The organism is Cryobacterium sp. TMT2-42-4 (assembly GCF_004402645.1).
Lineage (GTDB): Bacteria > Actinomycetota > Actinomycetes > Actinomycetales > Microbacteriaceae > Cryobacterium > Cryobacterium sandaracinum.
This window is the reverse complement of record NZ_SOFT01000034.1, coordinates 1-13,094: the sequence shown is the minus strand read 5'-3', so window position 1 is coordinate 13,094 and position 13,094 is coordinate 1. Positions and strand designations below refer to the sequence as shown.

Annotated in this window: 13 protein-coding genes; 7 read left to right on the top strand and 6 right to left on the bottom strand. The window is 68.8% G+C overall.

From position 1 onward, the window contains the following. Positions 1-21: 21 nt before the first annotated feature. A complete protein-coding gene (locus tag E3O18_RS11575; protein ID WP_134394066.1) occupies positions 22-1,188 on the bottom strand; it encodes a HAMP domain-containing sensor histidine kinase in 1,167 nt (388 codons plus the stop codon). Further along, a complete protein-coding gene (locus E3O18_RS11570; protein WP_241973349.1) occupies positions 1,185-1,937 on the bottom strand; it encodes a response regulator transcription factor in 753 nt (250 codons plus the stop codon). Before E3O18_RS11570 ends, E3O18_RS11575 begins: the two co-directional genes overlap by 4 nt. A gap of 120 nt (positions 1,938-2,057) precedes the next feature. Between E3O18_RS11570 and E3O18_RS11565 the strand changes: the two genes are divergently transcribed. The 3 genes from E3O18_RS11565 to E3O18_RS11555 are packed head-to-tail and all read left to right on the top strand — an operon-like array spanning position 2,058 to position 4,053. Beyond that, the gene (locus E3O18_RS11565) at positions 2,058-2,726 is read left to right on the top strand and encodes a glycosyltransferase family 2 protein (RefSeq protein WP_134394065.1); all 669 of its coding nucleotides are present in this window, start codon (positions 2,058-2,060) and stop codon (positions 2,724-2,726) included. Beyond that, positions 2,723-3,364, top strand: coding sequence for a DUF2064 domain-containing protein (locus E3O18_RS11560; RefSeq protein ID WP_134394064.1), 642 nt, complete (start codon positions 2,723-2,725; stop codon positions 3,362-3,364). The genes E3O18_RS11565 and E3O18_RS11560 overlap by 4 nt, the downstream gene beginning before the upstream one ends. Then, entirely contained in the window at positions 3,361-4,053 is a 693-nt protein-coding gene (locus tag E3O18_RS11555) for a class I SAM-dependent methyltransferase (RefSeq protein WP_134394063.1), read from the top strand. Before E3O18_RS11560 ends, E3O18_RS11555 begins: the two co-directional genes overlap by 4 nt. On the opposite strand, the gene E3O18_RS11550 is transcribed toward E3O18_RS11555, so the two are convergent. Together E3O18_RS11550 and E3O18_RS11545 are read right to left on the bottom strand one after the other, a co-directional pair. Continuing rightward, positions 4,002-4,502 carry a hypothetical protein gene (locus tag E3O18_RS11550; RefSeq protein WP_134394062.1) on the bottom strand — a complete coding sequence of 167 codons (501 nt, stop codon included), beginning with the start codon at positions 4,500-4,502 and terminating at the stop codon, positions 4,002-4,004. The two genes, E3O18_RS11555 and E3O18_RS11550, sit on opposite strands and share 52 nt — an antisense overlap. Positions 4,503-4,513: 11 nt before the next feature. Beyond that, the gene (locus E3O18_RS11545; protein WP_134418141.1) at positions 4,514-5,803 is read right to left on the bottom strand and encodes a molybdopterin-dependent oxidoreductase; all 1,290 of its coding nucleotides are present in this window, start codon (positions 5,801-5,803) and stop codon (positions 4,514-4,516) included. A gap of 111 nt (positions 5,804-5,914) precedes the next feature. On the opposite strand from E3O18_RS11545, the gene E3O18_RS11540 reads away from it, so the two are divergent. After that, entirely contained in the window at positions 5,915-7,405 is a 1,491-nt protein-coding gene (locus E3O18_RS11540; protein WP_166784919.1) for a glycosyltransferase family 87 protein, read from the top strand. A 730-nt stretch (positions 7,406-8,135) separates the two neighbouring features. On the opposite strand, the gene E3O18_RS11535 is transcribed toward E3O18_RS11540, so the two are convergent. Together E3O18_RS11535 and E3O18_RS11530 are read right to left on the bottom strand one after the other, a co-directional pair. After that, positions 8,136-8,816: a hypothetical protein gene (locus E3O18_RS11535; RefSeq protein ID WP_134418138.1), complete on the bottom strand. Its 681-nt coding sequence runs from the start codon at positions 8,814-8,816 to the stop codon at positions 8,136-8,138. Between the two features lie 199 nt (positions 8,817-9,015). After that, complete coding sequence (locus tag E3O18_RS11530) at positions 9,016-9,351, bottom strand: metallopeptidase family protein (protein ID WP_347232347.1); 336 nt, start codon at positions 9,349-9,351, stop codon at positions 9,016-9,018. Between the two features lie 161 nt (positions 9,352-9,512). On the opposite strand from E3O18_RS11530, the gene E3O18_RS11525 reads away from it, so the two are divergent. The 3 genes from E3O18_RS11525 (at position 9,513) to E3O18_RS11515 (ending at position 12,928) form a co-directional block, all read left to right on the top strand. Beyond that, positions 9,513-9,791 carry a DUF3499 family protein gene (locus E3O18_RS11525; RefSeq protein WP_134394057.1) on the top strand — a complete coding sequence of 93 codons (279 nt, stop codon included), beginning with the start codon at positions 9,513-9,515 and terminating at the stop codon, positions 9,789-9,791. Further along, the gene (manB, locus tag E3O18_RS11520; protein WP_134418137.1) at positions 9,788-11,293 is read left to right on the top strand and encodes a phosphomannomutase/phosphoglucomutase; all 1,506 of its coding nucleotides are present in this window, start codon (positions 9,788-9,790) and stop codon (positions 11,291-11,293) included. The genes E3O18_RS11525 and manB overlap by 4 nt, the downstream gene beginning before the upstream one ends. Before the next feature lie 141 nt (positions 11,294-11,434). Continuing rightward, the gene (locus E3O18_RS11515; RefSeq protein ID WP_134418136.1) at positions 11,435-12,928 is read left to right on the top strand and encodes an amino acid permease; all 1,494 of its coding nucleotides are present in this window, start codon (positions 11,435-11,437) and stop codon (positions 12,926-12,928) included. Positions 12,929-13,094: the final 166 nt, after the last annotated feature.

The following is a 13,094-nucleotide window of genomic DNA, read 5'->3' as shown; positions in this document are numbered from 1 at the left end:
GTTCGGGGCGTCCGGCGCGGATCAGCCCGTAGCGATCGGATGCCGCGGCAACAGCACCTCGAACCGGCACCCGCCGGGCACGTTCCGCACCCGCACTTCGCCGTGGTGCGCCCGCACGATCCCCTGCACGATGGCCAGGCCGAGGCCAGCGCCGCCGGTGCCCAACGGTTCGGCCGCCGGGGTGCGCGGACCGCTCGCCCGCCAGCCGGCTTCGAAGACCCGGCTGAGGTCCTGCTCGGGGATGCCGCCAGCGGCATCCGTCACCGAGATCTCGGCATGGTCGGTGGCACCGGCACCCGATCCGGTGCTGGCCGTGACCGAGACCACGATCGAGCTGCCGGCCGGCGAATGCTGGATGGCGTTCATGACGAGGTTGCCGACCACCCGGGACAGTTCGCGCGGGTCCGCGAGAATGGTCAGCCCCGTCTCTCCGGCGAATCGCAGGTCGATCGACTTGCCCTGGGCGATCGGCCAGAGTCCGGCGACGGTGTCGCTGATCAGGTCGTAGAGCGAGACCGGCTGCAGCCTCAGGCGCAGGGTGCCGGAGTGGATCTTCGACAGCTCGAAGAGGTCGTCGACCATACCCGTGAGCCGGTCCACCTGCCCGCGCATCTGCGTGTAGTACCGTTCCGGGTCCTCGACCATGCCGTCTTCGAGGGCTTCGGCCATGGCACGGATGCCCGCGAGCGGCGTGCGCAGGTCATGGGAGATCCAGGCGATCAGCTCGCGCCGTGACTCCTCGATCTGATTCTCGCGGACGCGGGATTCGGCGAGGCGTTCCCCGGTCGCAGCCAGCTCCCCGGCCAGCGTCGTGAACTCGTTGTTGCTATGCCGGTCGGTCGCCGCGACCCGTTCGCCGCGCCCGATGCTGGCCGCGGCCGAGCGCAGGGAGCGGCTGTCCCGGGCGAGCTGACGGCCGAGCACCGCGGCCATGGCCAGCGACACCAGGCCGGCGACACTGGCCACGGAGTAGAAGACCGAGAGGTCGTGCCGGGAGACGTACATCTGCGAGGCGACCGCCGCCATCCCGCCGACGACCGACACCACCGTGGCGAGGGCGATCACCATCAGCTGCAGTACGAGGGAGGTGCGGGAGAGCAGGCGCAGGGTGAGCAGGCCGGCGCCGCCGACGACCACCGCGCAGGCCAGCGTGAATACGGAGACGGTGAGCAGCACCTCCGGTGTCATGATTGCCGCCCCGTGAGAGCCAGCGGGACCGGGTCGAACCGGTAACCGACCCCCCAGACCGTGTTCAGCAGCCGGGGCTGCGCCGGGTCAGCCTCGATCTTCTCCCGCAGCCGGCGTACGTGCACCGTCACCGTGGACAGGTCGCCGAACTCCCAGCCCCAGACCGAACGAAGCAGGTCCTCCCGGCTGAGCACGGTGTGCGGACGCCCGATCAGGTAGGCCAGCAGGTCGAATTCCCGCGCGGTGAGCACCAGCGGCTCGCCGCGCAGCCGCACCTCGTGCGCCTGCGCGTCCAAGGCGAAGTCGCCGGCCGAGACCAGCCCGGCCGGCACGGCGGGCGCCGTGCTCCGGCGCAGCACCGACTGCACCCGCAGCACGAGCTCGCGCGGGGAGAACGGTTTGGTCAGGTAGTCGTCGGCGCCGGCCTCGAGGCCGTCGATGCGGTCCTCCTCCTGGTTGAGGGCGGTCAACATGATCACCGGGATCTCCCAGTCCCCGCGGATGCGCCGGCACACCTCGATTCCGTCCAGGAGTGGCAGCATCCGGTCGAGCACGACCAGGTCCGGCCGCAGCTGTTCGGCTTTCGTGAGCCCGTCCAGCCCGTCCGCGGCCTCGTCGACCACGAACCCGGACGCCCGCAGGTACCGGCAGACGATCTCGGACACCGTCGGGTCGTCGTCGACGACGAGGATGCGGCGCTCGAGGGGCGGTAGCGGGCGCAAATCGCCCGGGGGCAGGGAAAGTGGCACGAGTTCAGGATAGAGCGGCGGGCACCGGGTGTGCCGGGCCGGCGCAGGCGACACCGTTTCTTCCTCACTCCGTAATCTCTTTGGCCGTTTCGGCGGGGCCGGCCCCCTTAGTGTCGACCCATGACTGTGATCCAGGTGGACCTCGTGCTGCCATGCCTGAACGAAGCCGGCGCCCTGTCCTGGGTGCTGTCGCGCCTCCCGGAGGGGTATCGGGCCATCGTCGTCGACAACGGCTCGACCGACGGATCGGCCGAGATCGCCGCCACGGCAGGCGCCCTGGTGGTGCACGAGGCCCGCCGCGGCTTCGGCGCCGCCGCTCACGCGGGCCTCCTGGCGGCCACCGCGCCGATCGTCGCCTTCTGCGATGCCGACGCGTCGATGGACCCGGCCGAACTGCCGCTTTTGGTGGACCCCGTGCGGGCCGGATCCGCCGACCTGGTGCTCGGCCGCCGCCGGCCCGCGACCGCTAAATCCTGGCCGCTGCACGCGCGCCTCGCCAATTCCAGTCTGTCCTGGCGTCTGCGCCGAATAACAGGGGTGAACATCCATGACCTCGGCCCCATGCGCGCCGCGCGCCGCGAATCCGTGCTGAACCTCAATCTCCAGGATCGCCGCAGCGGGTATCCGCTGGAGATGTTCCTGAAAGCGGCGTCGGCGAACTGGCGCATCCTCGAGGTCGACACGACGTATTCGCCCCGGGTCGGCCGCAGCAAGGTGACCGGAACCGTGCGCGGCACCCTGACCGCGGTCAACGACATGTCCGCCCTCCTCCGGGAGACGCGCCGATGACGACCATCGTCGTGATCGCCAAGGAATGCCTACCCGGTCGGGTGAAAACCCGGCTGCACCCGCCGCTGAGCCTCGAGCAGGCCGCCGAGCTGGCGGCGGCCAGCCTCGACGACACTCTCGCCGCGGTCGCCGCCCTGCCCGCGACCCGCCGCATCCTGGCCTTCGACGGCGTGGTTGCGCCGAACGCAGCCGCCGGCTACGAGATCCTGCCGCAGGTGGAGGGCACCCTCGACTTGCGGCTCGCGGCCGTGTTCGACGCCTGCGAGGGTCCCATGCTGCTGGTCGGCATGGACACCCCGCAGATCACCTCCGCCCTGCTCGAACCCGTCTTCACCGACTGGACCGACGACGTGGATGCCTGGTTCGGCTTCGCGAACGACGGCGGCTTCTGGGCACTCGCCCTGAACGACCCGACCGGCGATCTGATCCGCGGCGTACCGATGTCCCGGGACGACACTGGCGCCGTGCAGTTGAAACGACTGACGGATGCCGGGCTGCGCGTGAATTTGCTGCCTACCCTCACCGACGTGGACACCATCGACGACGCCCACCGGGTGGCGGGGATCGCGCCCACCGGCAGATTCGCCGCGGCCCTGGCCGCCCTGATGCCGCCGAGCCCGACGGACAATCTCCGATGACGCTGCTGGCCGCACAACTCGAGGGCGAGTGGGCCGAACCCACCACCTTCGGTGCCGGCGGCGCGGAGCCCTATGCCGCCGCGCTGCGCAACGCCGACAACGTGCTCTACCTGCGCCGGGCGTCCTCCGGCGAGCACGCCACCATCGACGCCGGCCGGTGGAGCGCCGACGCCGACGACACCGACCTGTGCCTGCTCGACGGGATCACCGGCCCGGTGCTCGACATCGGCTGCGGTCCCGGCCGCATGGTGCGGGCGGCCATGGGGCTGGGGATGACCGCGCTCGGCCTCGACGTGTCGGCGACAGCCGTGCGCATGGCCGCCGACGCCGGCCTCGACGTGTTGCAGGGCAGCGTCTTCGACCCTCTGCCGCTGGAGGGTGCCTGGGCGGCCGCCCTACTCGTCGACGGCAACATCGGAATCGGTGGCGACGCATCCGCTCTGCTCACGCGCTGCACCGAACTGCTGGCGCCGGACGGCGTGCTCCTGGTCGAACTCAGCCACGACCCGGCCCGGGACGACAGCTACCTCGGCACCATCGAGGATTCAACCGGGAGCCGCAGTGCCGTGTTCCCCTGGGCGGAAATCGGCATTGACGGCCTCCGCGACCGTGCCGGAGCGGCCGGCCTGGTCGTGACTCAGGACTGGCGGCTGGACGGCCGCTGGTTCGCGCGCCTGCTGCGCGCGTAGAGCACGACCGACCAAACCGTCGCGACCAGGGCGACGGCCACCCAGAACAGAGCGAGGTTCCGCCCGTAGTCGAGCGGAAGGATGCTCGGATTGTTCGAGGTGAGCGACCGGGCGACGATCGCGGGCACCACGATCAGCGTCATGATCGAGCCGACCACGATGGCGGCCTGCACGACCAGCACGATCGTGCCCGTGACGCGGCGCCCCGCGCGGCGCAGCAGAAGGCCGCAGAAGAAGACCAGGGGCGCCAGCACGGCGTCGTGCAGTACGATCGCCGCGCCGATCCAAAGCGCCACCCCGGGCAGTCGGGTGATCCGCACTGTGTCGAATAGAACGTAGAGGCCGAAGAGGAGCCCGGACGTGCCGATCAGGATCAGCGTGGTGCGGGCTGCGCGCATCCGTCGGTCGCCGGCGTGGGGGAGCGCGGTGGTCGCGCGTGCTGTTGTCATACCTGCGGTGTTCATGCGGTGATCGCCTCGATCCGGCTCAGCCATTTGGTTTGCAGCACTCCGGGCCGTCCCGGGGCGATCATGCGCGCCGGGTAACCGTGCTGCAGGTCGAGCGTCTCGCCGTTCAGCTCGAGTGCCACCAGGGTCAGCGGATCCCGCACGTATTCCGGTCCCATTTCGGTCTTCTTGAAGCTGCCGCGCTCCTCGAGACTGATCAGACGAAAGGATGCGCCGGTGTCGGCCCCGACCAGGTCGGCCAGTTCCGACAGGCGAACCCCGCGCCAGACCGCCAGTTGGCTCCAGCCCTCGACGCAGGCGATCGGCAGCTCCACCGCGGTCTGCGGCAGGGCCTCGAGCTCGGCCCGACTGAAGCTGCGCTCCACGCCACCGGCAGCGAGGGTGAGCACCCAGCCGGCGGCGACGGCCGACGCGGTGACCTTCGCCTCTTCGGCCGTGCGGTTCACCGGGAGGCCCTGAGGGCCGACGCCCTTCTTGCGCGGACCGAACACGTTCACCGCGTCCAGAGGCGCAAAGGTCTGGCCGGCGGTCAGCCCCACCACGGCGGCGCAGGCGATTCCGACCGTGGTGAGAAAGCCCCGGCGACTCACGGTCGTCGTCTCGTTCACGGTCGTCGTCTCGTTCACGAGCGACGGCGTGGAATCGATCCAGGCGATCAACCGGCCCGTTATACCGGACGGACGTCCGCTGCCCCAGAGCCGCACCGCCTCGACGTCGGCCGGTGACTCAACGTCGCTCGCGGCATCCGTTGCCTCGTGCTCGGCAGCGGCGCGCCCGTTCCAGAACCGTGTGATGATCGGCAGCTTGATGCCGATGTGCAGCACCAGCAGTCCCACCAACACCCAGCCGAGGGCGTAGTGCACCTCGCGGAAGGGAAAGGGCCACGGGTACCACTGGTAGGTGTTGATCAGGCCGATGGTGATCTGCACCAGGGATGCGCCCACGAAGAGGGCGATCGACGCGCGTTCGAGCAGGTGCAGGAACGATTTCACCGGCGGCGACTGGAACAGGCCGGGGAAGACGATGTAGAGCTTGGCGAGCAGCAGCGGGAAGCACGCGATGCCGGCCACGATGTGCGTGCCCTGGGTGATCTGGTAGAGCGACGCGGGCCGGGTCGGGAACCGCATCCACGGCAGCGGCTCCTGCAGGAAATGGCTGTATAGGCCGGTGCCGAAGCAGACGATGAACGCGGCGCCGAGCAGCCGGCCGATCACGACCGCCAGCCGGGGATTGCGCACCGGGGAGGCCAGCGCGCGCTGGGCCTCGTACATCATTCGTCTCATGGTTCCATTGCATCATCCGGGGTGCCCGGAGAGGCGGCGCAATCCTTACGGTCCGGTGACGCGCACCGGGACGGTTGGGCCCGAATGCCCGGGTTCCGTCAGGATGGCAGGGTGCGTATCGCCGTCGTCTCCCTCCTCCTTGCCGCCAGTGCGGCCCTGACCGCCTTCAGCGTGCTCGCGTACGACCTGTTCAAGCCGGGACGCGACACGGTGCCTCTGGTCATCTGCACCACCGGGCTGTGGCTGCTTTTCGCGCTCGCCGTGATCTCGCTGCGCGAGGTGCGGGGCCGGGCCGTGGTCGTGCTGATCCTGGCGGGATCGATCGGGATCGGGGCCGCGGCCATGGTCGGGCCGCCGAACACGAGCACGGACTCCGCGCGCTACGCCTGGGACGGCATCGTCGCCACCGAGGGCATTTCGCCGTATGCCTACACACCGGCCGACGATCGGCTCGACGCCCTGCGCCCCGACTGGCTGTTCCCGGCTCCGGAGCTGACCGCGGCCGGCGATCTCGCGTGCGTCGGCGAACGCATCCAGACGGCGCTGAAAAGCGAGTCCGGCGAGATTCTGTGTTCGGCACTGAACCGCACCGGAGTGCCCACGATCTATCCGCCGGCCGCCGAGATCTTCTTCGCGGGCGTCCGGGCGGTCACCGGGCCGGATGCGGAGTACTGGCCCCTGCAACTGACGGGCCTCCTGCTCAGCGTCGGCACCACGGTGATGCTGCTGGTCGGGATGCGCCGCCGTGGCATCGACCAGCGGTTCGCCGCGCTTTGGGCCTGGTGTCCGCTCGTGGCTACGGAAGCGGTCACGAATTCCCACATCGACATGCTCGGCGTCGTCTTCACGTTGAGCGCGGTGTTCCTGGTCACCGGCCGGCGCTATTGGAGCGGTGGGATCGCGCTCGGCGCGGCGATCGCGACCAAACTGATTCCCGTGCTCGCGGCCCCGGCCATGCTGCGGCGCCAGGGGTGGAAGGTCGCCGTGGCCGCCGTGGTCACCTTCCTGCTCCTGTACGTGCCGTATGTGTTGACCACCGGTATCGGGGTGCTCGGCTATCTGCCCGGCTACCTCTCCGAGGAAGGGTACGAGGACGGCACCCGCTTCGCCCTGCTCTCGCTGGTCGCCCCGGGCGGCTCGGCCGTCATCGTTGCCGGCGTGCTGCTTTTCGTTATTGCCGTGCTTGTGATCTGGAAGACGGACCCCGACCAGCCCTGGCTGGGCCAACTTGTCATGATCGGCAGTGCGCTGCTCATTCTGAGCCCGCGGTACTCCTGGTATGCCCTGCTGCTGCTGCCGTTCATCGCCCTCAGCGGCCGCTGGGAATGGCTCCTGGTGCCGATGGCCCTCACCCTCCGTTTGCTGGTCCCGTCGATTCCGCTTACCCGGGTGGCCATCGCCACGGCTATCGTCGTCATTGTTGTCATGTCGGTCCACCGCGCCCGCCCCGAGGTGGCACGACGCCTGTTCCGCCCGATCAGAACGGCGCCGGTACGTCCGAATCCGGCTGCCGCGACTTCTTCACCTTCTACTCCGGCTTCTCCTTCTTCTTCTCCTACTCCTTCTTCTCCTCCTCAGCCGGATGCCTCGCCGGGCGGATGATCGTGGCCGGTTTGCTGCGGAGAGTCCGCCCGGTCGGTCACGTCTCCTTCAGCGCCCCGTCGGGCAGGTGCACGGAGCTCCCCCGAGTCGCGTTCCGGGCCGTGGTCTCTGAACACCGGTGGGCTCCATCGACCTGCGCGGCGAATCGGGCCCCGACTCGGGCGGACTCCGTCCGCGTCGCCTGAATCGCCTCGAAGTGTCGCCACGGGCCTCGAACTTCTCGCTATAAGTGGGCTTCATGAGGGCGACGTTACGGGTACCCACTGACATTCCATGCCCCAGGTCGGCACCAGTCATCCCTCTGTGGATGACCCGATGAGACCCATATTGTGGAGGAGGAGAGGGGCCACGGCGCAATCCGTTGAGCTGTCCGCCGCGGGCAACGGTCACACGGCCCTCACCTCGCATCCGCCGTGTGACGTAGACGCGGAGATTAGCGCGAAATGCCGGTTGTGGCGCCTGGGTGAGCGGCGTGTTGCGAAAATCTCCGAAGTTAGCGATCGCGGCCGCCCCGGATGATCCGGGCGGGCAGATGACCCGGGCGGGCGGCAGAACCGGGCGGGCGGCAGAACCGGGCGGGCGGCAGAACCGGGCGGCAGACCCGGTCGGCAGACCCGGGCCGCCGGGTCATCATGCAACCGGGCGCCGGGTCAGCGTCACGACCACCGCGAGCAACACAAGGAAGGGCCCGCTGCGCAGCTGCGCAGCGGGCCCTTCCTGACAAGCGGTGTTACTTGGTGGCGACCGTAATCTTCGCGATGCCGACCAGGAGCTGGTCAGCGACAGCATCCGTCATGAACGTGTCGTTGAGCAGGCCGGCAGCCTCAGCCGAGATGTGCACGGTGGTGCCCTCGAGGATGGCGTTGTCGCCGTCCATCTGGAGCGGCTTCAGGGTCCCGCCGTAGAGGTTGAAGAGGAGGACCTGGGTGGCGGCTGACTCTCCGTTGACGCTCACGTCACCGAACAGCTTGCTGGTGCCCGGGTCGATCGTGAAGTTGGTCAATTCGACCGTGGTCTCGCCGGCGGTCAGTGAGAAGCCGGAGCCCTCGTGTTCGATGGAGCCCTGGACGAAGGGCCGGTAGTCCTCTTCGGGGTCGTAGTAGTCCACGTTTCCACCGGTGATCGGGAAGTGCAGGCTGCCGTCGGTCAGGGTGGCGGTGCCTACGGTGCCGGGGGTGAGACCGAGGCTGGTCAGCGCCGCAGCGAAGTCGGCGTCGAGGAGAACGGACGTGTCGACGCCCGACAGCGCGGGGATCGAAGCGAGAGCCTTGGGGGTTGCTTCCTCGAAGGAAGAGGAGGAGGAATTCTCGGCCGGGGCGGTCGCATCGGCGGTGGTCGAGCAGGCGGAGAGGCCGGCGATGAGGAGGCCCGCGGTGGCGAGGCTGAGCGTGGTCTTGGTGAATGAGCGCATGAGGAAATCCTTAGGGTCTGTGGTTGGGATTCAGCGGTTCTTGGTGCTGAATGAGGTTCGGTCCCCTCCGTCAAACGGTTTGGAATTAGTTCAAATTGGTGCAAACTTCGGCCACAAGCCCCGTCATTACGGGGATCCGGGCACAAAAAAGTGGCCAAGCGCACCCCGGCCGCCGCCAGCACAGGACGCGAGCGGAAGCCTAGAAGTGCCGGAACCGATCCGGCGCCAGGTCCCACGGGTCCTTGCCGAGCAGCTCGGCGATCGCGCGGAACACGCAGCTCTCGATCACCATCCGCCGGTGCAGGTCGTCGTTCCGGTGCAGCCGCGTCAGGCGCTGGATCGGCAAACGGTAGAAGACCACGCGACGTTCCGCGGCGTTCACGGCCCAGCGCTCCACTCCGACGCCCGGCAGCACCGAGGCAGGACCGGCCGCAACCACGAATCTCACATCACCCAGCTGCTCCGGCCAGACTGAGCGGAGGTAGTCGACGGTTGACGCCACGATCGTATCGAAGGTGTCGATGCGCGTCTGCAAAGGCGGCAAATAAGGTCCGGTCGCCGAGCTGCGGATGCCCCGGCCGTGCCGGTCCCGACCTCGCCCGCGCTGAACGGGGGCCGGCGTCGACACGGCAGAACGGCGAACTCGAGACATGCCCTCATCCTAGTTCGACCCGTTGAACGGGTAACCTGTAGCCAATGTCATTCCGGCCCTGCTCCCGTGTCGCCTGCCCGGAGGAATCCGCCGCGACTCTCACTTTCGACTATGCCGACGCGATGGCCGTCCTCGGTCCGCTCGCAGTGCAGCGCGAGCCGCACACCTTCGACCTCTGTGCCCGGCACGCCCGGCTGACCGCAGCTCCGCAGGGCTGGCAGCTGGTGCGCCTCCGCACCGACGGGCCGGCGACCGAACCGGCCGATGGGCAGGGCGCACAGCCGGCCGCCGGGCCGGCCGCCGAGTCGGGATCCGCGAAATGACGGACGAGACGGATGCCGCCGCCCGCCTGGGCGCCGCGGTCGGCCCGGACGAGGTGACCGGCACGACTGCCGTACCGTTGACCGCGCAGATGGTGGCTGCCCTTGCCGCTGCCTTCGTCGACGAAGTCGGTGCGCAGAGCCGCGAGGTACTCCTCGGTCACGACCGAGGCGCGGCGGGCGAGCTCGTGGCCGCCTTCACCCGGGGTGCGGAGGCCCGAGGGGCCACCGTCGTCGACCTCGACGTGTGCTCCACCGACGAAATTCGATTCGGCTCGGGAGCCCGAAACGCCCCGGCCGCCCGGATCACGGCCACCTCACTCACCATGCTTCGGGCGGGTGCCTTAGAGATCGGGCACGACCACGGTCTCGGCGCCATCCGTGACCGCGCCGTCGGCTATCTGGCCGCCGGGCCGACCCCGGTGGCGATACCCGGTCGCCGCCGCGAGTACGACCTGCTGCCCGACTACGCGGCCGGGCTGCGCGCGCTCGTCGGGCTCACCGGCATCCGCCCGCTCACCGTCGTGGTCGACGCCGGCCGCGGCGCCGCCGCCGTCACGGTGCCTTACGTTCTCGGCGACGATACCGGCAAAGCTGCCGGAGGCCCGGCCGGCGGCGCCTCCGCGGCGGCCGACCCTGCCGAACCACCGCGCCCAGCACCCCTCACCATCGTCCCGCTCTTCTTCGATCAGGACCCGGACCTCCCGCCGCACACCATCGACCCTGCCGACCCGACCACCCTCACCGATCTGCGGAATGCCGTGATTCGGCACGAGGCCGACCTCGGGCTCGGCTTCGACGCGGACGGCGGCCGCTGCGTGGTGGTCGACGAGACCGGGTGCGTCGTGCCCCCGTCCGCGATCGGCGCGGTGCTCGCCCGGCGCGCCATCGCGAGCGCGCGGATCGAGGACCCTGACCGGAATGTGGTGGTTCTGCACGACCTCAATGTCTCCCGCTTCGTTGCGGAGACGATCGAGGCGGCCGGCGCGGCCGCGGTCCCCACCTCGGTCGACGGATCCCGGATGCGGGCCGAGTTGCGGGCCACCGGGGCAGTGTTCGGGTTGGGGTACACCGGCGACTACTACTTCCCGCAGTTCTGGTGCGCCGACAGCGGTCTGCTCGCGGCCCTGCACGTTCTGGCGGAGCTCGGATTCCAGCCCCGCCCGTTGTCGGCGCTGGCGACGGATGCCATGCCCTACGCCCATTCCGGCGAGATCAGCATGGCCGTCGACGACCTGCCCGGGGTCTACGCGCGCGTCGTCGACGCCTACACGGGTTCCGCCGACTTCGAGGAGATCGACGGCCTCACGGTGATCGGCCACACGAGCGTCGACGAACCGTTCTGGTGGTTCAACGTGCGCCCATCGCGCACCGAGCCGGAGCGAGCGCCGCAGCAGCGACAGAAGCAGGTGCAGCCCCGGCTGCGACTCACCGTGGAGGCCGGGACCCCTGAGGTGATGGTGCGCATCCGCGACGAAGTCCTCGCACTCATGCCCGCCGATTAATCGCACGTTACAAGCACGTTTCCACCCGCGGGTTGATTTCGGCGCCGGTAATCGCCGGTCATACGCTGACTCACGAAGCACCAATGGATAGCAGTCGGCCCCACCGTCGGGGTGGCAGCATCCCACTGAAACTGGAGTGACATGGCCAACCAGACGGACACAGACCGCACTGCCGAAAAAAAGGGCGGGGGAGGGCAGCAGCTGTCCAAGTCCCTGAAACCGCGACACCTTTCGATGATCGCGATCGCCGGCGTGATCGGAGCCGGCCTTTTCGTCGGGTCCGGAGCTGCCATCCAGCAGGCCGGGCCGGGCATCCTCGTGGCCTACTCGGCCGCGGGACTGCTCGTTATCCTGGTCATGCGGATGCTGGGCGAAATGGCGGCGGCGCATCCAGAAACCGGTTCGTTCTCTACCTACGCCGACAAAGCCCTCGGTCGCTGGGCTGGGCTGAGCATCGGCTGGCTGTACGCCTGGTTCTGGATCATCGTCCTCGGCATCGAGGCCACGGCCGGCGCCGCCATCGTGCACCGCTGGGTGCCCGAGGTCGACCAGTGGGTCTGGGCTCTTATCCTGATGGTTCTCCTCACGGGCACCAATGTCGCCTCAGTGAAAATGTTCGGTGAATTCGAGTTCTGGTTCGCGTCGATCAAGGTGGCGGCCATCGCCGTCTTCCTTCTGCTCGGCGTCGTGGCCATTCTCGGGTTGATGCCCGGGGTCGCGGCCCCCGGCCTGACCAACCTCACCGGCAACGGCGGGTTCTTCCCCAGTGGCAGCGGAGCCGTCCTCGGCGGCGTGCTCGTGGTCGTCTTCTCGTTCTTCGGCGCCGAAATCGCCACGATCGCTGCCGGCGAGTCCGAGAACCCGGTCGACGCGGTCAAGAAGGCAGTCAAATCCACCGTATGGCGCATCCTCGTCTTCTACATCGGATCCATCGCCGTCGTCGTCACGCTGCTTCCGTGGAACAGCGCTTCCGTGGCCAAGAGTCCCTATGTCGCGGTGATCGAGCTCTACGGAATCCCCGGGGCCGGCACGATCATGGACATCATCGTGCTGACCAGCGTGCTCTCCTGCCTGAACTCGGGTCTCTACACCGCGAGCCGCATGCTGTTCTCCCTGTCGGAACGCGGGGACGCACCCCCGGCGTGGTCGAAAATCTCCGTCCGCGGCGTGCCGCGCGCCGCCGTCTTGTCTTCCACCGTCGTCGGGTTCATCACGGTGGGTCTGAACTACATCGCGCCCGACACGGTCTTCCTCCTCCTCGTCAACACCTCTGGAGCGATCGCGCTTCTCGTCTGGCTCGTCATCGCCGTGTCGCAGCTGATCCTGCGACGGCGCATGGGCACGGATGCCGCCAGTCGCCTGAGCCTGAAGATGTGGGCCTTCCCCTACCTGACCTGGCTGGCCATCGGCGCCATCGTTGCGCTGCTCGCGGGCATGGCCATTCTCGAGCGCACCCGCATGGAACTCCTGATGTCCCTGCTGCTCGCGGGCGTCGTGGTCGGCATCGGCCTATGGAAGTACCGTGGGGACAGGGGCGCCGCCCACCCCGGTGCGGATGACTCTGTTTCCGCCGAAGTGAAGGACGACGAGGCCGAGACTCTCGCCCCGAGCGGCAGAGCCGCTGTGCTGAAATAGGGTGCCGTCGCGGTGGCACGGAAGCTGCGTTTCCGCCCCGTTGGGGCGTGACACGCCCGGGCGGTTGCTGGTTTTGACGGCCCGGTGTGACGGCCGTAATGTATTCAAACGTACCCCACAGGTGCGGAAAGCCGCAGAGCTTCCCGGCCTCATGTGGAACCACAGT